Genomic DNA, 25,157 nt, shown 5'->3' on the forward strand with positions numbered 1-25,157 from the left:
CGTTTTTTATTGCCTCTAATTTGAGCCGTCTCTCGGGGTCAATCACGATTTTTTAGATTGGCTAATAGTTCAAATTTCGAAGCGAAAATTAGGTCATCTGTAATGAAAGTCGGTAAAATCGACACATAAACGGACAAAGATGGCACTTTAAACATGGATATGTTTCCTTTTTACTTCGCACCATTTTCCCTGATGTTTGGTCTTTTAGGTCTACAGATCGCAGCAGATAAAGGCTATAACCATAAATTATGGGCACTCATTGGCGCACTACTTGGCCCAGTTGCCCTGATCCTGTTCGTGCTACCGCAAAAAAGCAATGTGGTGATCTCGCACTATTACGGTCGTATTCTCCCTTTGTTACTCATTCTCGACTTATTAGCGATCATTGGCCTAACCGCCATGTCATTAGGTTTTATTGGCAACGCAGAAGCCAGTCCATTTGCGCTTATCGCTAACGCGCCAATGCAACATTGGGATCTTATGTTACAAGTGATGCTCATTGTGATCGCTGCCGCCACATTGCTCCTCAGCTTCTTTTTAAAGCATCACTTAGGCCAGCTATTACTGATTTGTTATGGACTATTCTTCGTGACAACTTGGGCTAATTTTCAAGCCACAGATAGCCAAAGCATCGCGAATTGGTTACTAACCAGCGGCATCGCCTATTTCAGTGTCTTTCGCTGCGTTTTTTGGCCACTTTTTGGCTGGCACCGCAGCCTTCGAAGACAACATTACACGCCGCCCAAACGTGTCTATTCACGCCCGGCAGCAAGCCTCTAATATTGAAAATTGCGAGCAAATAGCTCGCAATTTTTTTGTTTTAAATACGTTGCCCAATTTTTATCACATCTTCTCAATTTCGAGAGCGAAATCGAAAGTTACCGTTTTCGTAGCAGTTTTTTCTGCATTTAGAGGGTTTTTTCGTCATTTTCGCTACTGGTCAGATTTGCCCGAATATGACAAGTCTCTAAAATTCGCCCCATAAATAAATGGAGCGATTGACTCCGATTCAACATAAGAACCATACACAATGAACAAGAAGCAGATTTTTACCCGTAGCGCCATCGCAGTTGCGATGCTCGCTTCAGCCCCGCAGGCATTCGCCGCTGGCTTCCAAATCAATGCACAATCAGCGACCGGCATTGGCCGTGCATTTGCTGGTGATGCCGTAATTGCCGATAACGCATCTGTAATGGCGCGCAACCCTGCCGCCATGGCACTTTTTGATGAAAAGGCCTTCTCCATTGGCTTTGAAACCATCACCTCTATGATTGAAGTGAGCGATGCTCGATATAATTATGTAGATAAAACTTTCACCCCAAAATCTGCTTCAATTGCTGATAACGATGATGTAGGTGGCACCTCAGTTGCGCCAAATATTCATTTTATTATGCCAATCAATGAAAAATTCGCAGTTGGTGTAAATGCCTATTCTAACTTCGGCACCAAAACCGAATTTGCTGATGATTATACTGCAACTGAATATGGCGGCCTCACCGATGTCAAAAGCTTTAACTTTGGTATCGCAGGCTCCTATCGTCTTAATGAGCAATGGAGCTTTGGTGCAGGCTTAGACCTTATCTATGGTCAAGGCACCATGAAGCGCGTTGCAAACAGCAATTTACCTCTTATTGGCGGTAAGCCATTATTAGACGTGGATAGCGCAGATGGTTTTGCTGTCGGTTTTAATGTCGGTACCGTTTTTGAACTCGATGAAAACAACCGCTTTGGTTTGGCTTATCGCTACAGCCCTGAGTTTGAAGCAAAAGATGACAAAGGTCAGAAAATCACCCTACCATTGCCTGATATTGCTGAGTTCTCTGGTTTCCATAAACTAGAAAATACCAAGTTCGCAGTGCACTACTCCATTCAATACATCGGCTGGAGTAAGTTTGATCAAATCGATTTTGAAAACCTTCAAGACAGCGTTCTCACTGGCCCTTATCAAAAACCATATGAATGGCAAGATGGCTGGCACTACGCCATTGGTGGTACTTACTACCTCAACTCAGATTGGACCCTGCGTGCCGGTTATATGTACGACACCAGCGCCCAAGATCAGTTGACCTCGATCTCTGTGCCAGACTCAGATCGTCAATGGTTCTCAGCAGGTTTCACCTATCACCTAGATCCTAAATCAAATATCGACTTTGGGTTTACGTACTTAATGGGCCAAAAAGTTTCGGTTTCAGAATCTACATCTGTGAATGCCCCTGTAGGCCCTGGCGGTAGTGTTGTTCCAGTTAATATCAGCGGAGTAACGGCAACTACACAAGCCAATGCAATCTTGATGGGCTTGCAATATAGTCGCAGCTTCTAATCGCTTTGCAATACAATCAGTCAAACAAAAAAGCAGCCTCATGGGCTGCTTTTTTATTGCTGACATTCAGCAGTACACGCTTTTCTTTCATACACTCAATAAAGAAAAGGGAGAGCTGCCATGCAACTACTGATCACCGCAGGCACCAGCGCGATTGGGCAAGCGTTAATCGCATATTATTTGGCAAATTATGACGATTACTTTATCTCTGCCACCTATCATCGAAGCCGTCCTAAATTATCGCACCCACGCTTGCAGTGGCACCCCACAGATTTAAGCCATGAAGCTGATGTTCAGCAGCTTGCCAGCCAATTTGCACTGCTTGATGGCATCATTAATTGCGCTGGATTTTTACATGATGAGCAGCAAAGCCCCGAAAAATCACTGAGCCAATTTCAGCCTGAGTTTTTTGAGCAAAATATCGCTGCCAACACGCTCCCCACGCTTCTGCTGGCCAAGCACTTTGCTTCCAGTTTAAGCCATCCATCCCCCTCTTTCTTTGTCTCACTCTCTGCAAGAATTGGTAGTCTTGCGGATAACAAAATTGGCGGCTGGATCAGTTATCGCATGAGTAAAGCGGCGCTCAATATGGCTATCAAAACCATTGCGATTGAGTGGCAACGAATACTCCCCTGCTGCTGCGTATTGGCTATCCATCCAGGCACAACAAAATCAAGACTGACACGCCCTTTTGAACGCAATGTACCAGCCCATCAACTACATTCACCGCAACAAACAGCCGAGGCGATTGTGCAGGTCATATATCAAAAAAAGGCCGCAGATAGCGGCCAGTTTGTCGATTATCAAGGCTGTGTTATCCCTTGGTAAAGAGATACTCAAGGAAGTACTGTGCGCGAGCGTTTTGTGACTAAGCTGCTGACTTCAGATAGACACTTGGCGTAGCAATACAGACTGACGGCACCTTCAATTTGGGCAATTCAACACAAAGTGACTGCTGATTAAGTCGCACTTGATTGGATGGAAATAGCGTTTTCACACGCGCTTGCCATTGCGTTACGGGCGTATCGGAAACCGCATTCATCAGCAATATTTGAATCTCGGCGACGCGAATTTTTTCCACATAAGCAAGGTAATGCGGCGTTGCGACATCAACCAAATTCACCCCAATCATATTTTGAATCTCACTCATTGCCGCACGTGCTTGAGGCTCATTTGACGCGGCTAAATATTGCGCTAATGTCTGCTGCGAGCGTTCAGCTGCCAGTTGAAATGGATATTGCTGATAGTTTGAGGTCATATTGGGCTTATAAAATAAACGCTGAATGACTTTAGGCATCGCCAAATAAAGATCAGAAAAATAGAGATGCGCATATTTTGCATCAGCAAATTGCTGATAGAGCGTATCCATCATGGCGTATTCACGCGCCATTGGTAGGTAAAGATCGCGCTCAGCCTTTGACAAGGGCGCTAAAGGTGTCAAATTCAGTGCGTATCGCATATTGAGCGCATGTCGCAACTCAAAGCTATAAGTTAGGGTTCGAAGTGATACAAATTTAATCAGCAGATTATCGCTTTGCGCTAACCAATGACGCTGATGTTTAATGAATAAGTCTAAATCTTGCTGCGCTTTTGTCAGATCGCCTGCCTCAGCCCTCAACAGAATCGACTGCAGCACCATTTCACTGCCCGCCATCAAATGGACATAGTCTGGCAGTGGCTCATCACCCGTAGGTGCCGTTAGGTGCGCAAAATCATCAAGCGCAATCAATTGCTGATACCGCTCAAAGAGCTGCGCATTGTTTACGAGATTATCTTTTGCAACTTGCAGGACCTGTGGCTCAAAACAACCCACAAAATGCGCTTTGATACAGGGGAGCGGCGTATAGGTATAAAATCGCTCATCAATGGGGAAGTCGGTACCCGTGGCCGTTTTCTTCACTTGCTCAAAGCGCTGACGTCCATAGTGAATGGGGCCCTGCTCTGCGCCTTGAGCAGATGGCGCATTAAACCCTAATAAATAAAAATATGCGCGACTTTCATCGGGTATAGATTGTTCGACGCGCTCAAGCATGGCTTTGCTATTCACCGACAAAGGCTCATCCCCATGCATATAAAACCCAAGTGCCACGATCAACAAAACGGCCAATAACAGCAGTCCAAGGCATGCTTTCAATAACTTGCGCACAATTTAATCCATTGATTTTAAAGAAATAAAAAATAACATTGGTTGGCCACTTTGCCCTCACCTTTTCTCATCCCATCGCATAACCGCGTAAAATTCGCTAGACTCATCACACAATTTTGCAAAATAGATCACTATGGCAACATCTACATCGCCAACAGTTTCGCTTGCGCGTCAGCTCTATGAGATGACATGGCCCATGCTTTTTGGCGTGCTCGCCCTGATGAGTTTTCAATTAGTCGATAGCATTTTTATCAGCCGACTGGGGGTGATTCCGTTGGCAACACAAGGCTTCACCATGCCTTTGCAAATGCTGATTATCGGTATTCAGGTTGGCCTTGGCATTGCGACCACAGCGCTTATCTCAAGAGCACTTGGCAGCAAAAACCAAAATCTGGCCACCGAATTGGCGACCATCATCTTATGCTTTGGCACCCTTTTAATTGCCGCATTCGCTACACTTCTTTGGTTTTTGCGCGCACCAATTTTATCAGCGCTTGGTGCACAATCTGCGGTATTTCCAGTCGTGGATGTTTATTGGCCTTGGTGGCTACTAAGCAGCTGGGTCGGCGCAATCTTTTATTTTTTTAATAGTATCTGCCGCGCCAATGGCAATACGAAGCTCCCCGGCGCAATGATGGTAGTGACCAGCTTGCTCAACATGGTGCTTGATCCCATCTTTATTTTCACCCTCGGACTGGGCATTCAAGGTGCCGCCATCGCCAGTTTACTGGCCTTTGTGTTAGCCACCTTGATTATGGCGCCCAAGATCATTGGCCAAGGCTGGCTCAATTCACACTGGCGACAATTTGAATGGCGCAATCAGCTAAAAAACATTCAAGTGATGATGGCACCAGCGATGCTTAGCCAGCTACTCCCCCCTGTCTCTGCACTATTTGCAACTAAAATGGTGGCAAGTTTTGGCGCGGCGACAGTGGCTGCATGGGCACTTGGATCGCGCATCGAAATTTTCTCCATCGTGACCGTACTCGCGCTCACAATGGCGATGCCCCCCATGATTGGCAACCTCATGGGGCAACGCCAATTTGTGCAAATTGAGCAGCTTTTTCGCCTATCGTGCCGCTTTATTGTGCTTTGGCAAAGTGCCATCGCACTGATACTGCTGTTTGCTCGTCCTTGGCTCAGTCCCGTCATGGCACCAGAGCAAGCCGTACAATCAGTGCTAAATATCCATCTTTTATGGGTGCCCATCAGCCTAGGCCCACTGGGTGTGTGTATGATCATGGTTTCTAGTGCGAATGCCTTGGGCCAGCCCATGCGCGCACTCCTGATTTCAGCCATGCGTCTGTTTTTGTGCTATCTACCCTTTGTTGGTGTCGGCGTCCTGCTGGCAAAATCACAAGAGAGTCTTGCCTATATCTTTATCGGGGTATTACTCGGCAACCTATGTGCAGGCCTGTGTGGTTGGTGGCAAGGGCAGCAAGCGTTGGCAAAAACCAAACGCTGCTATGAAAAATGTCCAGCTGTGTAAATACGTAGATATGACAGTGGATAAAAAAATAGCGGCATACGCCGCTATTTTCATCTGTGTTCTATGTGTTTTTACTTCATTTCCACAAATTTATAGACCAATCAATTCGTGGTGCACCACCAGCGCAATACCAATGCCAATCGCCAATACCGCAATGGAAAAGTAGCGCATGCGTTGGCGTGTTGGTGCTGGCAACACAATACCAAAGCTTGGAAATAGCGGGCAGACACGCGCCACGCTATCGCCGCTAATGCGTTTTTTCAGCATATTGAGCTGTAGCAGCGACCCATCACGAATACCGCCAAAGAGACAAGTTCGCGTCGACACATACTCTTTATCTTGGTAGTGATAGGAAAATTTAGTGGAAAGGCTATAGATCACTTCCTGTTCATTGCCTCGCACTGCCGCGACATCGCAATACAATACATTTGCCTTAATTTTTGGCCAAAAGACGCTACTTAAATCAAACAACAAGTAGCCCAAAGCGATAACGCCGACAACGATGCAAAGCACAACGGTTGCTTCAATCATCTTCATCTCCTTGTAATACAGCTGCGATTCATTCAATCGCGTAGCAAGACGCATCATTGCAACTTGCCTGATTCGGTGTGCTCAATGTATCCCAGTCATTTTTTCCAACGTCAGCGGCAAGTAAGGGTTTTGGTGCCTTTTTGCAAAATCTTAGACCCAGTTATTTGCCCACGGCTGGTTGAACAACCATCGATAAATCTTATAGATAGGCTTGTTTATACGTGAATTGGCTGAAAAACCCATCAAACCTGCGCGAGTTCTCGATGGGTTTTGCGAATGCTATGCAATGGCGCACATAGCTTGCAGGCTTCTCAGAGTCAGTTCCCGATTTGTTGCGCAATCGGTTACGCCTTTCGCTATCATTTGCATGAGTTCAAAAAAAGCAAACAAAACAATCAAATTCAAACACTTACACTTTACGTATCAAGCAGTTAGGCGTATTTTAAAGTGATACCGATTGCATTTCGTAAGAAAACCAACGAGATGCGACAGCAGGAAGTTGAACCGATTCGCCTTAAACCATTCAAAGGACATGCTGGTGACAAACCACAGCCCACACTCATTGATGACGAACCTTGCCAAATCGTGCTGGCAATGGATGCTCCTTCTCCTATGTTTTGCCACATCGAGCCAAGTTTTGGCCGGTGAACCAAGCTATATGGGAACCACGCTTTATCAAAACCAAACGGTTTTAAATGTGTATTTATCCGAACCGGAAAGCACAAGAAGCGTCAACGATCAATTTAGTGTCTATCAAAACGACAAGCCGATCAGCGGGCGCTGGGAAGCGGTCGATGACACCAATCTGAACTTCGTCTTTACCAATGTATCGCTCGACCAAAAATATGAGCTGTATTATCTCAAAGACGATAAAGACAATGAGCAAAAACAAACCGTTGCCGTGGGTAAAGAAGAGCCAAGTGTGCGCACGCTCGGTATGGGGCCTTGGGCGCCCATCAGTGGCGATAATGCCATTGGCATTGAAACCATGAATGCCGATGCTGTGGTGGTGGAATATCTTGAAGTTCAGCAGCCTGCCGCACTACTTAGTCGTATGTATGCTGGCAGCAATGCCGATATGTGGGATCTGCGCTCAAACAAACGCTATTTCAAAAGTGTATATACCCAGCGTTATGCCGTGGGCGGTGAAGTCAATCAATATGCCCGTCATCGCTTGGCGATCCCAGAGCAGCTAAAAAATGGCTGGTATCTTGCGGTGATCACCGTGGCCGGCCAGTTTGGTGGTGGTCAAAGCCAAGCCATCGCCCATGTACTGCGCAGCGATTTAGCCATTCATCTGCGCTCTGGTATGGCGACATCTGAGCAACACGGCTGGGTTTATTCGCATCAAACCAAGGCGATGATCAAAGGCGGCACACTGTCGGTTTGGGATCGCAAAGGGAAACGCTTTGATAGCCCAATCAATGATGACGGCTTCTTTGAGTTCAACAACGACTTAAAATATGACGAAATCGTGATGGTGACGGATAAATCCGGTAACCAGACACTACTTGCCATGCGCGAAGTGCCGCTTGATCTCAGCGATCAAAAAGTGCACGGCCGTATCTACCGCGACTTAGAAGCTTTTGCGTTTTCAAACCGCAATTTGCTGATGCCTGGCGATAACCTGCCACTGCACGCCCTACTACGCGATGCTGATGGTAAGCGCGCCAAAGATCAGCGCTTAACGCTTGAAGTAAAAGGCCCGACGGGTGATAAGTATCTGACCACCACCCTCACGCCAGACAGTAATGGTCTGTACTATCACAACATTCAATTTAACCGCGATGCCAAATTGGGCCAGTGGACCGCATCGCTTTATGCCGATATTAATCATGCGCCTCTAACAACCTACAACTTCCAGATTCAAGAATTTGAACCTGAGCGTATGGATATGACATTGACGCCAACTGCGATGCAACTGGAGCAAATGCAAACGCAGAAAGTGGCATTGTCAGGTCGTTATCTGTTTGGCGCGCCAGCCAACGGCAACACAGTCAAATCATCTGTGGGCTTTAATGAAAACCTCATGCCATTTCAAAAACATCCACAGCTTGGCGAAAACAGCCAAGGTGGATTGAACTGGTATGTGGGCCATCAAAGTTCATTGGAAGAGCGCTACCAACGTCTTGATGACATCACCTTAGACAAAGAAGGACAAGGTAGCCTCAGCATTCGCTATGCGGGGAAAAAAGCGCATACCAGCGTGATTAATGCCAGCCTTGATACCAGCCTTTTAGAAGCCGGCGGCGCCAGCATCAACCGCAGTATCACTTACCAGCTATGGCCGCACGCGACCATGCCAGCGATTCAGCCGCAGCAAAAGAGCGTGTCTGAAGGCAGCATGCCAGCTTTTGCGCTTGCCAATATCAATCCAGAGGGTCAGTTTGTTGCCGGTAAAGTGCGCGTCACCTTCCTTGAAGATATTTCCGGCTACTACTGGACCTACAGTGATGAAAGTGGCTGGGAAGTGTTCCGCCAAGAAGGCTATCGTCCACTCGATGTGAAAACCATGTCGCTTGGTGCCAATGCAGACACCCTCTATCACGCGCCAGTACAATGGGGTGATTATCTGCTGCGAGTCGAAGATCTCGACAGCGGCGCAGTGACTGAGTATCGCTTCTATGCTGGTTGGCATGCTTCGGATTCTCAAATCCCGCTCAAACCACTGAATCTTGATCTCAAACTTGAAAAACCAAGTTATCAAGGCGCGCAAAAGACCAATGTGGAAATCAACGTTCCCTTTGATGGCCTACTTTTGGTCACCATCGAAGCGGATCGCGTATTGATGCAAAAGCAGATGCCAGTGAAAGCAGGCAAAAATACCATTCCGCTTTCAGTCAAAGATTGGCAGCGCCACGATCTCTATGTCACGGCAATGCTATTGGGGCAATCAAGCACCGCGCAGCCGCGCCGCGCCTTTGGCATCACGCCGCTGATTCTTGACCGTCAAGATCGCAAGCTGGATGTCACCATCAATGCACCGGCGCGCGCCAAACCAAACCGCGCTTTACCACTAACCATTGACGTGGCTGGCCTTGATCGCAACGAAAAAGCTTGGGTGGTCCTCTCTATGGTGGATCGCGGTATTCAAAATATGAGCCGCTATCAAATCCCGAACCCATACAGCTTCCTCTTTAATCAGCGCCAATATGGATTTGATCTACGCGATTACTATGGCCGCCAATATGAGGCCACACCAGATCCATTTGCGCAGCCACGCAGCGGTGGTGATGCCATGCTCGCGAGCATGCGCAATGAACGCGATCGCGCTGAGCGAAAAACCATTGTACTCATGGCCGCGCCAGTTGAAGTCAAAAATGGCAAAGCCGTTGTTGAGATGCAACTACCCGATTTTAATGGCGAAGCAGAAGTGGTTGCCATGGTCTGGAGCGATAAGAAAGTCGGTGTGGCTGATCTCTCATTGCCGATTGCAGACACAGTGGTTGCTGAGCTGCAAATTCCAAAATTGGTGGTTCCAGGCGATCAAAGCCATGTCACCATTAATTTGCACAACACCTTAGACCAAGCCTTGCCAGTCAAAGTCATGCTCAATGCCGATGGCAGCTTGCACTTTGGTGAGAACAAACGTGAACAAAGCTTTGAGTTGACCTTAGATGCCAAGGGTAGCTGGTCTTCCACTGTGCCGCTCAGTGCCAACTTTAGCGATAGTACGGCAACGCTTTCCCTAAGCGTGGATAACTTAGAAAAAGTCGATGACACGCTCTCGCAAGTGGATATTCGTCGCAGCTGGTCACTGCCAGTGCGCCCACTGAGCATCAATACGGTCTATCGCCAATCGCAAACCATTGATCCGCAGCAAAGCTATACACCAAAGCTCAACACGCCAGTTCTTGCAGGCACCAAACAGCAACTGGTGCTTTCAGCTGCGCCCTATATTGATGGTCAGCAAGCATTGAGTTCACTGCTACGTTATCCATATGGCTGCGCTGAACAAACGACCAGCCGCGCATTCCCGTGGCTGCTCACGGCGAATTCAGCTGAAGTGAAGCAATCGGTACTACTCACCGACCTTGCAAAGCAACAAACAGACTATCTCAAGGGTAAATCGACCCAAAACCAGCAAGATTTAATTCGTCAGTCAGTCAACCGCCTGAAGGATTTCCAGCTTGGCAATGGTGGTTTTTCACTGTGGGAGAATGATTCTGAGTCACCTTGGCTCACAGCTTATATCACAGATTTTCTGATCCAAGCGGATGCACAGTATCCAAATATGGTGTCAGAAGAGATGCTCAAACGTGCGAAAAATCGCTTGCTTCGCTATACCCAAGGTGAAGGTCGATTTGAGAACAAAAATGAGCGCCTGACCACGCAAATCTACGCCGCCTACCTGCTAAAAAGTAGTGCTGCAGAGCTCAACCGTATTCGTAAAGGCCAAAACTTGATGCCAAACAAACTGGCGCAGGCACAGATGGCGGCAGCCTATTACTATGCGGGTGATAGCAGTAGTGGCGATCTATTGGTCAGCATGCTGGGTTACAGTAAGCGTAATTATCAGCAAGGTTACTACTATGACTACGGTTCAGATTTGCGCGATCTTGCTGGCGCCATCGATATTCTGGCAAATTTGCAACAGTCCGGCACGGCTACGGATATGAGCCAATATATCAACGATCTTATGGTCAAGCTCAATCGCGAGCGCAATCAACGCAACTGGCTTAGCACCCAAGAAAACCGAGTGATTGTACAAGCGGCTATCGCTAGTGAGCGCCTGCGCCAGCAACCTATCAGCTTTGAAATCAATGGCAAAACCGTTGAGAGCAAAGGGCTTTATATCACCGACTTTGACCAAAACACGCAAGTTAAAGCCAAGGACAAATCTGTCTTTGCCAGCGCCATGGTCTCTGGCTATCCGGTCGAGATCCGCAACGAGTCTACGGTGAAGTACGCTAAAGCGGCGCGTGACATCTACTATCTCGATGGGCGCAAATGGAACGGTGAATCTGTGGCCATTGGCGAACGCTTGGTTGTTGTGGTGCAACTCGATCTAAAGGAGACCCTGCGCGATCCTATGATTATCGATCGCATTCCAGCAGGCTTTATTGCCCTAAACCCTGCGCTGCAACAAGGTGTGCGTCTAGACACCATTCGCCATGGCGATGAATTGATTGCCAAAGATAGTTGGACGGGCGCATATCAAGCTTATATGGATGATCGCTATGTGGTCTCTGGCGAATCGCTTCGCTACAAAACCAAGGTGAGCTATATGATTCAGGCGCAAGTGCCTGGCACATTCCAGTTCTCCCCTATTTTTGTCGAAGCCATGTACGATCCAGATCTTCGCATCAGTGTGCCATCACGTGTGCCAAGCATTGAAGTGCGACAAGACAGCGTGAAATCCAACTGATTTCAAGCCATCATTCGATTGCCTCAGCAATAAAAAAACCGCCTTCGGGCGGTTTTTCTTTGGCATCTATGGCATCATAGATAAATATTAGTAACACAATGAATTAACGAGGTTTTCTTTTGAAAATCAGACGAAATAAACAGCAATCCCATCACCCAAAAGTGCGATTGCCATGGCCGATTCAGTGGCTAGGCATGCTTGTCGATCTATGCTGGGGTGCTTTTGGCTTGCTGATCTGCTGCTTTTTTATCGCTGATTTTCTGTTTCCACACCCCAACTTGGTGAACGGCCAGTTTGTTCCACTTGAACGCTATTCCACACTGGTTCGCAGTCATGATGGTGTACCTTTACGCCATTTTGCAGACAGTAAAGGCGTGTTTCGCTATGCCATTACCGCCGAGCAGGTTTCGCCCTTTTATCTCAAAGCGCTTTTTGCCTATGAAGATCGCTATTTTTATCAGCATCCTGGCATCAACCCGCTCTCCGTTGGCCGTGCACTCGGACAGTGGCTCACGCATGGCAAAGTGATCTCTGGCGGCTCAACAATCAGCATGCAGGTGGCGCGTATTTTAACCCCCCACGAGCGCACCATTTTGGGCAAAGCAACGCAAATGTTTCGCACCATTCAGCTTGAGCGGGCACTGAGTAAAGATGAGATCTTAAGTTTATATCTCACCTACGCGCCCATGGGCGGTAATATTGAGGGGGTTGAAGCCGCGAGTCGACGTTACTTTAATAAACCTGCATTGGCACTCAATGATGCCGAAGCAAGTCTGCTGGCCGTCCTACCACAGCGCCCCACCAGCTATCGTCCTGATCGTTTTTACCAGCGCGCCATTGAAGCGCGTAATAAAGTTATTGAAAGATTGCAAAGCCAAGGGGAGATCAGCGCTGAGAACGCACAAAGCCTGCTCCATGAAAAACTCAGCTTAAATCGTGGCGAGTCGCCCTTTTTAGCGCCCTTGCTCGCACGTGATTTACATGTGATTTACCCTGATCGCGCGCTGATTGACACCACCATAGATAGTGCCATTCAGCTCCGTGTCGAAGCGCTGGTGAAGAACCAAGCGAACCTTTGGGAGCCCCGCGCCTCAGCAGCCGTACTGGTCGTACATAATCCAAGCCATGAGATTCGTGGCTGGGTGGGCAGTGCCGATCTATTTAATGCCCAGCGCTTTGGTTATATCGACATGACCCAAGCCCTGCGTTCTCCCGGCTCGACCCTCAAGCCCTTTATCTATGCCATCGCCATTGATAAGGCCTTGATTCACAGTGCGAGTCTCCTTAGTGACAGCCACCAAAAATTTGACCAATACGCACCGGCCAACTTTGATAGTCATTTTTATGGCAATGTCACCGCGATGACTGCGCTGCAAGCATCATTAAATATTCCCGTGGTTGTCGTACTTCAAGCCCTTGGCGCAGAGCAATTTGAACATCTGATCCGCGCCACGGGGGCTTTGCTGGTGCACAAAGAAACCAATCTCTCCATCGCGCTCGGCGGTACGGGGACCAATTTACACTCGCTGGTTCAGCTCTATAGCGCTTTTGCTAACAAGGGCGTGGTTTATCCACTCAAAGTACAACCCGACACACTAGCGCAAACACATCGCGGGGTTCCCCTTTTTAGTGAAGGTGCCAGTTGGATTGTTTGGGATGCGCTCAATCATGTCCGCCGCCCAACAGGCATTAATACCACCCGCCCTATTGGCTGGAAAACAGGTACTAGCTATGGCTATCGCGATGCATGGGCCATTGGCGTCAGTGGTGATTGGACCGTAGGCGTCTGGGTCGGACGGCCCGATGGCGCGCCGCATCAAAATGCCTATGGTATTACCTACGCCGCGCCACTGATGTTTCGCATTTTTGATGCCCTGCCAAAGGATCAGCATCCGATTCATCGCCCAGATACCGTGGTTGATAAGCTCATATGCTGGCCACAGGGACGTGCCGTTGCGCAGACCAAGCCTGACGCCTGTGAGCAAAAATTTGAAGCCAAAACACTCAATGGCTGGACGCCGCCAACCTTGCCTAGTCAGCTGGCACGTTTTCAGCCCAACCAACCAACAGCAGATGATATTCAGCGCCAGCAGCGCATCGATTTAAAGATCACCAGTTTAAAAGCTGGCAGTCACCTATTTCGACAACCCGGGATTTTAGTCCCACTGAAATCCAGCTGCCTTAATCCTTGTCCGCGCAAACTCAATTGGTATCTTGATGGCCAACTACTATCTCAACCACGACTGGATTTAGATAAGATTCGCAACAATTCGGCTGTGGTTTCCGTCAGTGATGAATTTGGCAATAGTGACAGCGTCACTATTTATCTACACTAAAACGGCGTCAAAGGATACGCGAGCGCTAATATATCAGCTATATCAGCGCAGTCACGGCTGATACGATACAGCTCTTGCACCCATAAAAATGCCGCACCAACGATAGCGTTAAGTGCGGCATTTTTGTGGGTAATTGATGGCAACATATTCAGAGCTAACAATCCGTCACAAGACGTCAATACATTGCATAGTCGCGTTTAGTTTTAAACTTATGACGCCCAAAATTGCTGATAAAAGAAATGACCGATGGCTGATGCGGCAGACAAACTACATAGCACTAATGACAACCAGCGCATTTGCTGCTTATCGATTCGATGGATCACTTTATTGGCAATCAAATAACCGATGATCGCCGCAGGAATAAGCGGCAGCGCCAGCCCCACATGATAAAGAGTCATATGACCAATCATCGTCAGTGCAATCAAGGTCATAAAACCACTGACAATAAAAAACGCTGCCATATTGGCACGAATATGGTTCGCAGCTTGGTGCTGCAATAAAAGCGCCATTGGTGGCCCACCAATACTCGAGCTGGTACCCATAAAACCTGAAAGAAAACCCACAATCAGCAAGCGTGTGGGCGTGGGCTCAAGCCGATGTGGCAACAAACTGACAATCACCGCAATTAAAACCACCAAACCTAACCAAAGCGACAACCAATGCGCACTCACCACCAATAAAAGCGCGGCACCAGCGGCCGTACCCGGAATACGTCCAAGCAGCGCCAATCCAACGCCATGAAAGGAGATACTGGTACGATAACGATAGGCATTTAAAAGCGCGATCACCAAACCGACCAAAGCAATGGGGCCTGGAATATAGGCCGGCAATATAAGAAAAAGGGCGGGTGCAATCACAATGGCGAAACCAAAACCTATGGTGGTTTGAACAAATGCGCCTGCAGCAACCATCAAGAAGGCAAAGACCATTGCCATGATTGTGTTGATTCCATAAAACACTGAGAAGCAAATATGCTACGCGATTTTTTACTGAACTGCACATTTTGTTGATTGGATCGCACAGTTGTTTTTAACCTGCATGATTTTCATGGCACACTAAGTCACTTGTTGTCTCGCTAGGTTCTCAGAACATTTTATTTCAATGACTTAGCGCATTCAGTAGGTTGACACTTGATGCGCCCTACTGACCAATATTGAGGTTGCTATGACACACGCTTCTAAAATTGCCAACGTATTAACTATTGCCGGCTCCGACAGTGGTGGCGGCGCAGGAATTCAAGCGGATATTAAAGCGATTAGTGCCACGGGAAGTTATGCATGCTCGGTAATAACTGCCCTCACGGCGCAAAATACCCAAGGCGTGCAGGCGATATTTACCCCGCCAGCGGAATTTGTTGCCGCTCAGCTCGATGCGGTTTTCTCTGATATTCATATCGACGCCGTTAAAATTGGCATGCTCAGTGATGCCGCAGTCATCGAAGTTGTGGCACAAAAACTGCGTGAGTATCAACCCAAGATTGTGGTACTCGACCCTGTGATGGTCGCCACCAGCGGCGATCTGCTACTACAAACCTCCGCCATTGATGCACTCAAAAAAGAATTGCTACCACTGGCGACCGTGATCACCCCCAACCTACCTGAAGCTGCAACCTTGCTCGGCTGCGCGGTACCCCAAAATATCGCTGAAATGGAAGCGATGGTTGAAGCGCTTCGCGCACTGAATACTCATGCGGTGCTTTTAAAAGGGGGTCATCTACAAGAGGATGAAAGTCTCGATCTGCTCATTGAGGGCGATCATACACAGGCCTATTCACAAAAACGCATTGCCACCAAAAACACCCATGGTACAGGCTGCACACTATCGGCAGCCTTAGCGAGTTTTCTCGCCCAAGGCGATCGCTTAGATAGCGCCGTCGATAATGCCAAAGCCTATATCAGCAAAGCCATTGAACATGCAGACATGCTCAAGGTCGGGCATGGTCATGGCCCTGTGCACCATTTTTTCGAGCAAGACGCCTAGCATCAAAGCATCGACAATCATTGCGCGCCCAATGATTGTCGATGATTTACTTTTTCGCGCGCACGAAATTGATGGTCATCAAACCATCAATTGCGTCATCTGCAGTGTCACATTCAGCCATTAAAATATGGACCAATCGCTGTATGAAAACACCATCGAAAAGGAAACATGCATGGATAGCATGATCAAAACCTCGCATCACCAACTGACATTACGTGCATTGGAGCGCAGCGATCTGCGCTTTATTCACCAAATGAACAACAACCGCAGTGTGATGGCCTATTGGTTTGAAGAACCCTATGAGTCCTTTGATGAGTTAGAAGAGCTTTATCAAAAACATATTCACGATAATGCTGAGCGCCGCTTTGTCGCAGAAGACAATCATACAGTGATTGGACTGGTGGAATTAATTGAGATTGATTACATCCACCGCAACGCTGAATTTCAAATTATTATTTCGCCAGCCTATCAAGGCAAAGGTTATGCCCGCGCCTTAATTCGAAAAGCCTTGGATTACTCTTTTTCCATTCTCAACTTACACAAGGTTTATTTAACAGTGGCGGTCAATAACGATAAGGCGATTCACCTTTATCAAAGCTGCGGTTTTATCGAAGAGGGCCATTTAGTCGAGCAATTTTTTACCAATGGTCGTTATTTAGATGCCAAGCGCATGTATATTTTGCAGCATGACTATCTCACCTCGAACGATCAAGCCAAGGACTAAACTTAAAAAAAACGCCAAGACTTGCGCTTGGCGTTTTTGATTCGCTGACACCAAGTGCAGTCAACCACTGGCTGCAGCTGACATCAGTTGTCGACAGTTTGCAAAATCGGTTAACAGGCACTGCTTAGCCACAAGCGCTTCTTTTTGGCTTTTTTTGAGCTGCTTGATGCGATATTCAAGCTGCATCGCCAATCGCTTATCACCAATGGGTTGATGCCAAGCGAGCATCAATGGCCCCTGTCCCTTTAATGCTTTTGCGCCAATTTTACCCTGTTGATGCTCAGCAAAACGGCGCGCCACATTCGTGGTCACGCCGCAATAGAGACGCTGTCTCACATCTCGAATTAAATACACAGACCAAATTGCATCACTCACATTGACGTCACTCACATCAACTTTCTCGTCAGCAACGCTTGCGTGGAGTAAGGTCTGCGCGACTAAACTCATTGCGTAGCCAATAGCTGAGCGAGCTGCGCTTTAACTTGCGCAAGCTCGGCTTCAAGCATCTCAACGCGCGCCTCTAAGTCAGATGATACAAGGTCACCAGCAGCAACAGGTAACGCGCCGCCCTCTTCATCTGCAATACACTGCTGATAGCGACTTTCGCGTTTTCCCGCTTCACGGGCTAATTTCACGACGTAAGGCGAAGGCTCATGGGCAATCAGCGATTCCAAACTTTGCTCCACAGCCTGCACATCCGCAAATTGGCACAAGCGATTGCTACGGGTACGCAGCTCACCCGGCGTTTGTGGCCCGCGCAAAAAGAGAAGACACATGATCGCGCGCTGCTGCTCACTAAACTGACGGGCACCAAATTCGGTATTACAAAAGCGATGCTTATATTTTGCAACGCGGCTACCAAAACCTAAATCTTCAGTCACCTCACGTTTATCAATCAAGCTGACCAAAGCATCTTGCACATCAGCTTCAGAGACCGACATCACAGGCTCACGGTTACTTTTTTGATTACAGGCATTGGTGAGGGCATTCAGGGTTAGTGGATATTGATCTGGGGTGGTGATTTCTTTTTCTAAAAGGCAGCCAATCACACGGGCTTCAAGGGGAGTCAAACGATCACTCATCATCATATCTCGATTTATGGTTTGGCTTGAGACTAGCAGGGGATTTTCATCGAGACAACGAGGTCGATCACAGCGCTTAGCTCCGTGCGGTCAATTTAATCAATTAAGATGGTAATTTTTCGATACAGTTGGGAAATGGTTGCGATCCAACGCTCAGGTTTGCGAATCGGATTCAATTTTTCAATCTTAATGCTGTCTATTTCCCCTGATTTTCGTTCATGATCACTTGACTCAAAGTTGCGAACATTATGAAATTTAGCGCTACGGTTTTCGCACTGTTTTTGCACACCAAATTTGGTGTATTGATTTGATGGCTGAGGTTTTTTAACCATGTTAGGAAAAAAGAATAAACAAGCTGCCACGGGAGGCGTTTCATTAATCTCCAAAGGTTGCCAAATTACCGGTGATTTGGAATTGCAATGCGATCTACAGGTTGATGGTTACATTGAAGGCACCATCAAAACTGAGCGCACTATCATGATCAGCCCATCAGGCCGCATCAATGGCAATATCCAAGCCAGCCATGTCATCGTAAACGGTTTGGTAGAAGGCACTTGTACAGCCAATAATGTCGATATTCTTGAAAACGGCAAACTCAAAGGTGTGGTCTATAGCCAAGCGCTCACCATCACCAAAGGCGGGATGCTGGTCGGTGAAAACCGTGAAAATCGCCCAGAAGGCGTCACCCCGCTACCGAAAAAACCATCACTTGAAGTCGCTGATACTAAAAATACGACTGAGAAAAAGACGGCAACGGCAAACTAAAGGCGTCAGGGGCACCTTTAAATCCTGCCAGAAGCGCTTGTATTGCGTCTTAGTTGCATTTATCAAGATAAAAAGCCGCAAATTGCGGCTTTTTTCATCTAAACTGGCCATACCAGTGAGTGGCTAGACCATTTACTCGATTATTTTCTATTACAATGCGCTCAGTTAATTTGAGCCTTTGAAAATCATATGTTTTTAGATAGTTATTTCACCGACCATGGCGATGCCGTGAGCATCAGCAAACAACAAGCCAGTGACTTTGCTAAATTTGTGGCCCATGACTTCAACCCTATTCATGATCCAGATGCCAAACGTTTTTGTGTCCCTGGCGATCTGCTTTTTGCCATCATCACAAGCAAAATTGGCCTGCGCAAATCCATGAACATCGCCTTTTCAGGCATGGTGACTGAAGAAAAACCACTGCGCTTTGCGCGTTCTGAAGCAGAGCACCTCGTGGTCACAGATGATGCTGAAAAAACGTATCTAAAACTAAGTTATGACGCTGAAAAGAATTGCGATCTTTCCGTAATTGAACCTTTGGTCACCAGCTATGTACAGTTCTCAGGCAAAAACTTTCCACACATTCTTGTGCCATTGATGGAAAAACAAGGTGTGATGCTCAATGTGCAGCGCCCATTGGTGATGTATGAAAGCATGGCACTGAGCCTTGATACTCTAGAACTGAACGCCCCTGTGGTTACCTTAGCTGACAGTAAAATTGAAGTGAACGGCAAACGCGGTAGTTCCACCCTTTATTTTGATATTGTCGATCAGGGCAAAGTGGTTGGTAGCGGTAAAAAGCATATGTTGCTCAGCGGCTTGATCCCATACGAACAACAAGGCATTGATGATTTAGTTGCAGCCTATGAGCTTCGCAAGCAACAGCTAGGATTAAAAACCGCCTAACCCAAAACTTGGTCAATAGTTTTATGGTTAATAAAAACCATTAATCCTGAAAAAAAATGACCTAAGAACCATTAAAAAACGCGCCTTAAGGCGCGTTTTTTAATGGTTCTTTTTGCTCATTTATTTCACTGGCAAATCCAGCTCAAGCAACTCGTTATTATCAAAATTCAACCGAATTTTGACCATGTCGCCTGGATTGAGCGCTTGGTTAGAGCCCATCAGTGCAATCACCAAAGTTTCGGGTGCCAAAGTGACACTACTATTGGCTTTAATCAGTAAGCCTTTATTGAGCAGACGCTTGCGCTTTTTACCATTGCGCTCAATAAATTGATAAATGTTTGATTTCGTTGCAACCGGTGAGTTCACCATCACCAAGGTAATATCGCTACTACCTTGATTGTGAATCACCATATAGGCTGCACCATTGCTTTGATCTGCTGATTTTTGTGCCACGTAACCATCAGTGACGGTGACCGCAGCCATGGAAAATGGAGAAAAGAGGAGAACCAACAGCCAGCATAAACGTTTTATGAGAGGATTCATCGCTACATCCTTGCGTATGTCGAAGAGCTAAACGAAGACTATGCATGGCGAATCATCGCATCACGCATAATCACCGATCACACAACAACTTATATTCATTGTTGGCATCAAGATAAAAGAGCGCCTGCATTAAGGCAACTCAGATTCAAGGAGCTTAGTGCTCGCTCACAGATTCCATTGATTTTACGGTACGTTACAGCCATGAAAATTCGCAGTTTTGTACATTTGCTGAGATTGTACTTGCCAAAATGAGCTTTTGTGCTTAGTTCAGTCTCAAAGGCTACACTCGATTGAGATCACTTTTTCCCGAAATTCAAAACGCATTTGCATAAATAACCCGCGCCCCTTTCTCCCCCTTTGTCTCGATTTTGATATACTCGCTCGCATTGCCTTCTTCGGTGGAGTCTTTCATTGCACCAACCGCTTACCCTAACCATTGCCCATTGCAATGACACCCATTCCCATTTTGACCAGCAAATTCTGCCGATCACCCTTAAAAACGAAACGGATGCACCGCACTTTTATTGTGCCAGTGGCGGTTTTGCGCGGCTCAAAAGTGGCTTTGCTAGCCATCGTGCGCGCGCAGAACAACGCGGTCAGGCCTTTGTCGGCATTCACGCTGGCGACTGCTTTCAAGGCACGCTCTATTTTGCACGCTTCAAAGGCGCAGCCAACGCTGCGCTGTTAAGCCAGCTTGATCTCGACATGATGACCCTTGGTAATCACGAGTTAGATTTGGGCAATGCGCCCGTGGCCGATTTTCTCGATCACATTAATTTTCCCATGCTCGCGGGGAATATGTGGACGCCGCCACAAGCCAATGCACTCAGTGAAAAAGCCAATTGGCTTGGCTATAACCTTGCGCAAAAACGTGCCAATTACTTGGTGAAAACCTTTCAAGGTGAGCCGGTGGCTTTTATCGGTTTGGTGCTTGAACAGATGCCGCTTATCGCCAACCCAGATGCCAGCAGCCAGTTTTTCTCAGAAATCGACACACTGCGCGCCACCATCGACCACTGCCATGCAAACAATATCAATAAAATTATTGTGATCAGTCACCTTGGTTTTGAGCGCGACTGCCAAATTGCCGCTGAAGTTCCGGGCATTGCTGCCATCATCGGTGGCCATAGCCACACTGTACTTGGCGATTTTCGCCATTTGGGATATGGCAATCATGGCGATTATCCAACGCGGATTGGCAATTGTGCGGTCGTGCAAGCCGGTTGTAACAGCCTATTTTTAGGTGCGCTGAACCTAGAGCTTGATAGCGACGGAACCCTACTAGATGCCAGCGGCCATACAGAACTTCTCATCGGCTCATCGCTTTATCATGATCAAGCCGGTGAGCAACCTGTCGGAGCGCAGCAAACTGCGCATTGGCATCAAGCGCTCAAGGGGCAATTGGGCCTTGGCTATTACAAGCAAGATACAGAAATGAACGCTGCCATTGCCGTTTTTCGCGCGCAAATTGAGGATAGTGAACAAGCGCCTATTACCTTAGTTCGTCGTCATTTGCGCCATACGCGCATTCCCGATGAGAAAGGAGGTAGCCAAGTGGCGCCTTGGGTTTGCGAAGCCATGCTTTGGCAGGCGCAGCAGCACCTGCCTGAGGTGCAGTTTGCCATTCATAATGCCGGCGGCGTGCGCGCCGACCTTAACCAAGGATCACTCAGCGCTGCCACTATCTCTGGCTCAGTGCTCCCCTTTGCAATTCCACTCACTGTTTACTGGGTCAAAGGCAAATCAGTTCAACAAGCGCTGGAAGGTGCCATCAATAATGCGCTCAATTTAGGTATCGAAGGGACGGGTACCGGCAGTTTCCCCTATACCGCCAAGCTAAAATATCACTTTGATGGCAAAGCGCCGCAGGGCGAGCGCATTACTCAGCTGGCCTATTTTGATGGTGCGCAGTGGCTGCCTATTGATATGGATGCGCATTACTGCGCAGTGTCTTCTGGCTATACCGCAGCAGGCAAAGAGGGATACGACGCCCTCACCCAGCAACTACAACCGGCGATCGCACTCGATGAAACGCTGGCTGAAGCGTTTGAGCACTATCTGGGGCAATTTGAAACCTTGGGCAAGCACCCAGAGCAGCTAATTGAATGCGTTCATCTTCATCCACATCAATAGCTCTGCCAGCGACGCACCCGCATAAAGCGGGCAAGCAAGGGCTAGATAAACAAAAAGAGCGCCTTGGCGCTCTTTTTCTCATTCTGAAATTCTTCAAGAATCGCTTTATTTCAAAGCAATCCTATCGACACAAACTTAGCGTTTGTTTCTTAAATAGCGCTTACGACGCTCGGCTTTACGCTCTGCTTTTTCCTGTGCTTTACGCTCCGTATCGATGGCGACCGCTTCAATTTCATCGGCAATCATCTCTGGCTTTTCAAGGGTAATCAAACCCAAGGTGCCATCACGCAACTCATTGAGCAAGATTTCAGAAGCTTTGTGCAAATTAATTCGCCCGCCCGCTTGCAAGCAGCCTCGGCTACGACCGATGGCTTCCATCAGCTCAATCTCAGTCTCTGGCAGCGGCTGTTCAAGCTTATAACGCGCTTCAAGCAGTGATGCATAATTGGCTGCCAAATATTCTACGGTGTAAAAAGCCACTTCATCATAATCCATGGCGGTATCTTTTACCGCGCCTGTGGCAGCAAGACGAAAACCACTGTGCGGGTTTTCAACTTTTGGCCATAGGATCCCTGGGGTATCTGAAAGCACAATCCCGTTCTGCAGGTTAATTCGCTGCTGCTGACGAGTCACCGCGGGCTGATTGCCTGTTTTTGCTACCACGCGACCTGCCAGTGCATTGATCAATGTCGATTTACCCACATTGGGAATGCCCATGATCATGGTGCGAATATTCTTGCCCATATCTTCACGATGCGGCGCAAGCTTGCGGCAAAGGTCCATCACCTTTTTCACTTCGGTTAATTCAGCCGTAGTGATCGCAATCGCCTTCACACCCTCTTCAAGCTCAAGGTGTTCAATCCAGCGCTGGGTCATTTCAGGATCAGCCAAGTCACGTTTGTTAAGCACCTTGATACAAGGTTTATCTTTACGAAGCTGACCAATCAATGGATTGTTACTGCTATAGGGAATACGCGCATCAAGCACTTCAATAATCACATCGATCTTGGGGATCACCTCCTCAATCTCTTTGCGTGCTTTGTGCATATGGCCTGGGAACCATTGAATTGAATTATTAATCATCTGAAATTGAAACCTTCATCACTATCACGGGTGCCATCTATGGACCGTCACTTCACAGCGAGCGTTCACAAGACAACACGCGTGTTTCCCTACTGAGGGGAAGTTTAGGCTGAAAAACACCGAATTATCGCAAAGCATGATATCGCCTGCATTTTGCCGCGAATCTTACCATTGAATGAAATGGATCGCGAAACTCAATCCATCATAAGCTGGCACCGCTTTTTCATAACTTTAGCTTGATTGACGTTAACTGACATTACAGCCGTTACAGTCAATCATCCCTTCATGTCTCAACAGGCAAAACGATGAAAAAAGCATCTTGGATGATCGCGCTGCTGATCCTGCTCTGTAGCGTTTTTTGGCTTCACGCCGACTGGCAAATCCTCAAGCAAACACATTGGCATCCAATTCGCAGTGGCCTGCTACAACTGACTGGCATTCTCTCCATCACCCTTTTCTCGCTCACCATGATTCTAGCCATGCGATTTCGTTGGGTGGATGCCATCACCACAGGGTTGGATAAATCCTATCGCCTGCACAAATGGAGTGCCATCTTCGCACTGGTGTTTGCGCTAGTGCATTGGCTTTTGGCCTTGGTTCCGAAAATGCTCGTTCAGCGCGGTTTGCTTGAACGTCCCATCAAATCAATGGCAAGCCAGCCCGCTGAAAATATTGATAGCATCATGCAATGGCTACATCAGATGCGTCCCATGGCTGAACAAATGGGTGATATTGGCATCAAATTAATGATCCTATTGATGATTGCCGCACTGCTCAAACGCCTGCCCTATCACTGGTTTCAGTGGAGCCACAAATTGATGGCCCTGCTCTATTTGGCGTTTGTTGTTCACACCGTGATTTTACTGAAACCCAGCTATTGGGATCAGCCGATTACTTGGCTCACGCTTTTATTCGTGATAGTTGGCAGCCTATGCGCTGTGGCCAGTTTACTTGGTAAAGTGGGCAACGCGCAGCGTTATCAAGGACGCATTCGTCACATATCACATCGACATGGGGTCACGGCGCTCACCGTCCATCTGCCTCGCTGGCCCGGTCATCAAAGCGGGCAGTTTGCATTTATTCGATTGGCAGGTGAGAAGGCGCATCCTTTTACCATTACATCAAGCGCAGCGCCAAGCACGACTGGGGCACTTAATGCGCATCAATTACGTTTTTCCATTAAAGCCTTGGGCGATTTTACAGGGTCGCTGCCTACCATGATCCAATCTCATGATTTAGTTGAAAATGATCAGGTCGAGATAGAAGGCCCCTATGGGCAATTTGACTTCGATACACATACAAACAGCCAAAGCGAACAGATCTGGATCGCGGGCGGGATTGGCATTGCAGGCTTTCTTGCCAAGCTTGAGGAGCGCGCAAAACTAAACAGCGTGCAACCACAGGTGACGCTCTATTTTTGCACTCAAGATGCATCACGCACACAAATCAACCAACTTGCACATCAAGCACGCATTGCCAATGTTGATTTTCATCTGATTGATAACCGCAAACAGCCGCTGCTCACCATCAGCACGCTTGAAGATAATCATCCGCAGTTTGCGCAAGCCAGCATTTGGTTTTGCGGCCCTGCAAACTTTGCAAAAGCGCTAGCCCAACAGTTGAAAGCCAAGCAATTTGCCATGCAACGCTTTCATCGCGAATATTTTGAGTTTCGCTAATCCGTAGCCTCGCCTCGCCCTTTCATTGAATAAAAAGCACCGCCTTTTGGGCGGTGCATTTTAACGTCATGC

19 protein-coding genes are annotated in these 25,157 nt (G+C 47.5%); 12 read left to right on the forward strand and 7 right to left on the reverse strand.

The genetic code is table 11. The features are described from left to right. Positions 1–153: 153 nt before the first annotated feature. The 3 genes from L9P36_RS15210 (at position 154) to L9P36_RS15220 (ending at position 3,148) form a co-directional block, all read left to right on the forward strand. Positions 154–780 carry a hypothetical protein gene (locus tag L9P36_RS15210; RefSeq protein WP_237468428.1) on the forward strand — a complete coding sequence of 209 codons (627 nt, stop codon included), beginning with the start codon at positions 154–156 and terminating at the stop codon, positions 778–780. Positions 781–1,030: 250 nt separating this feature from the next. After that, entirely contained in the window at positions 1,031–2,320 is a 1,290-nt protein-coding gene (locus L9P36_RS15215; protein ID WP_237468430.1) for an outer membrane protein transport protein, read from the forward strand. A gap of 120 nt (positions 2,321–2,440) precedes the next feature. Further along, positions 2,441–3,148 carry an SDR family NAD(P)-dependent oxidoreductase gene (locus L9P36_RS15220; protein WP_237468432.1) on the forward strand — a complete coding sequence of 236 codons (708 nt, stop codon included), beginning with the start codon at positions 2,441–2,443 and terminating at the stop codon, positions 3,146–3,148. Between the two features lie 40 nt (positions 3,149–3,188). On the opposite strand, the gene L9P36_RS15225 is transcribed toward L9P36_RS15220, so the two are convergent. Then, on the reverse strand, positions 3,189–4,466 hold the full coding sequence (locus L9P36_RS15225) for a hypothetical protein (RefSeq protein ID WP_237468433.1): 1,278 nt from the start codon (positions 4,464–4,466) through the stop codon (positions 3,189–3,191). 133 nt (positions 4,467–4,599) lie between these two features. Here L9P36_RS15225 and L9P36_RS15230 point away from each other — a divergent pair, with 133 nt between their 5' ends. Further along, positions 4,600–5,955: an MATE family efflux transporter gene (locus L9P36_RS15230; protein WP_237468434.1), complete on the forward strand. Its 1,356-nt coding sequence runs from the start codon at positions 4,600–4,602 to the stop codon at positions 5,953–5,955. A gap of 90 nt (positions 5,956–6,045) precedes the next feature. Here the strand turns inward: L9P36_RS15230 and L9P36_RS15235 are convergent, their stop codons facing one another. Further along, entirely contained in the window at positions 6,046–6,486 is a 441-nt protein-coding gene (locus L9P36_RS15235; RefSeq protein ID WP_237468436.1) for a hypothetical protein, read from the reverse strand. 538 nt (positions 6,487–7,024) lie between these two features. Here L9P36_RS15235 and L9P36_RS15240 point away from each other — a divergent pair. Together L9P36_RS15240 and pbpC are read left to right on the forward strand one after the other, a co-directional pair. Beyond that, positions 7,025–11,854: an alpha-2-macroglobulin family protein gene (locus L9P36_RS15240; protein ID WP_237468438.1), complete on the forward strand. Its 4,830-nt coding sequence runs from the start codon at positions 7,025–7,027 to the stop codon at positions 11,852–11,854. 119 nt (positions 11,855–11,973) lie between these two features. Continuing rightward, positions 11,974–14,190 (forward strand): penicillin-binding protein 1C, encoded by a 2,217-nt coding sequence (pbpC, locus tag L9P36_RS15245; RefSeq protein ID WP_237468439.1) that lies wholly within the window; start codon positions 11,974–11,976, stop codon positions 14,188–14,190. Positions 14,191–14,399: 209 nt separating this feature from the next. Here the strand turns inward: pbpC and L9P36_RS15250 are convergent, their stop codons facing one another. After that, the gene (locus L9P36_RS15250) at positions 14,400–15,125 is read right to left on the reverse strand and encodes a sulfite exporter TauE/SafE family protein (protein WP_237468441.1); all 726 of its coding nucleotides are present in this window, start codon (positions 15,123–15,125) and stop codon (positions 14,400–14,402) included. A gap of 229 nt (positions 15,126–15,354) precedes the next feature. Here L9P36_RS15250 and thiD point away from each other — a divergent pair, with 229 nt between their 5' ends. Beyond that, complete coding sequence (thiD, locus tag L9P36_RS15255) at positions 15,355–16,170, forward strand: bifunctional hydroxymethylpyrimidine kinase/phosphomethylpyrimidine kinase (RefSeq protein WP_237468442.1); 816 nt, start codon at positions 15,355–15,357, stop codon at positions 16,168–16,170. 181 nt (positions 16,171–16,351) lie between these two features. Then, positions 16,352–16,894: a spermidine N1-acetyltransferase gene (gene speG / locus L9P36_RS15260; protein ID WP_237468677.1), complete on the forward strand. Its 543-nt coding sequence runs from the start codon at positions 16,352–16,354 to the stop codon at positions 16,892–16,894. A gap of 60 nt (positions 16,895–16,954) precedes the next feature. Here speG and L9P36_RS15265 read toward each other — a convergent pair whose 3' ends face one another. Together L9P36_RS15265 and L9P36_RS15270 are read right to left on the reverse strand one after the other, a co-directional pair. After that, entirely contained in the window at positions 16,955–17,341 is a 387-nt protein-coding gene (locus tag L9P36_RS15265) for a GIY-YIG nuclease family protein (protein ID WP_237468443.1), read from the reverse strand. Then, positions 17,338–17,976, reverse strand: a complete 639-nt coding sequence (locus L9P36_RS15270) for a YceH family protein (RefSeq protein WP_237468445.1) — start codon at positions 17,974–17,976, stop codon at positions 17,338–17,340. The genes L9P36_RS15265 and L9P36_RS15270 overlap by 4 nt, the downstream gene beginning before the upstream one ends. 330 nt (positions 17,977–18,306) lie before the next feature. On the opposite strand from L9P36_RS15270, the gene L9P36_RS15275 reads away from it, so the two are divergent. Together L9P36_RS15275 and L9P36_RS15280 are read left to right on the forward strand one after the other, a co-directional pair. Then, positions 18,307–18,741, forward strand: a complete 435-nt coding sequence (locus L9P36_RS15275; protein WP_237468447.1) for a bactofilin family protein — start codon at positions 18,307–18,309, stop codon at positions 18,739–18,741. 189 nt (positions 18,742–18,930) lie between these two features. Further along, complete coding sequence (locus L9P36_RS15280) at positions 18,931–19,647, forward strand: DUF3581 family protein (protein ID WP_237468448.1); 717 nt, start codon at positions 18,931–18,933, stop codon at positions 19,645–19,647. 120 nt (positions 19,648–19,767) lie between these two features. Here L9P36_RS15280 and L9P36_RS15285 read toward each other — a convergent pair whose 3' ends face one another. After that, entirely contained in the window at positions 19,768–20,190 is a 423-nt protein-coding gene (locus L9P36_RS15285) for a copper chaperone PCu(A)C (RefSeq protein WP_237468449.1), read from the reverse strand. Positions 20,191–20,601: 411 nt separating this feature from the next. Between L9P36_RS15285 and L9P36_RS15290 the strand changes: the two genes are divergently transcribed. Further along, positions 20,602–22,323 carry a bifunctional metallophosphatase/5'-nucleotidase gene (locus L9P36_RS15290; RefSeq protein WP_237468451.1) on the forward strand — a complete coding sequence of 574 codons (1,722 nt, stop codon included), beginning with the start codon at positions 20,602–20,604 and terminating at the stop codon, positions 22,321–22,323. Positions 22,324–22,458: 135 nt separating this feature from the next. On the opposite strand, the gene ylqF is transcribed toward L9P36_RS15290, so the two are convergent. After that, the gene (gene ylqF, locus L9P36_RS15295) at positions 22,459–23,406 is read right to left on the reverse strand and encodes a ribosome biogenesis GTPase YlqF (protein ID WP_237468452.1); all 948 of its coding nucleotides are present in this window, start codon (positions 23,404–23,406) and stop codon (positions 22,459–22,461) included. Positions 23,407–23,711: 305 nt separating this feature from the next. On the opposite strand from ylqF, the gene L9P36_RS15300 reads away from it, so the two are divergent. Continuing rightward, the gene (locus L9P36_RS15300) at positions 23,712–25,085 is read left to right on the forward strand and encodes a ferredoxin reductase family protein (RefSeq protein WP_237468454.1); all 1,374 of its coding nucleotides are present in this window, start codon (positions 23,712–23,714) and stop codon (positions 25,083–25,085) included. Positions 25,086–25,157: the final 72 nt, after the last annotated feature.

This window comes from Vibrio stylophorae, assembly GCF_921293875.1.
Classification (GTDB): domain Bacteria; phylum Pseudomonadota; class Gammaproteobacteria; order Enterobacterales; family Vibrionaceae; genus Vibrio_A; species Vibrio_A stylophorae.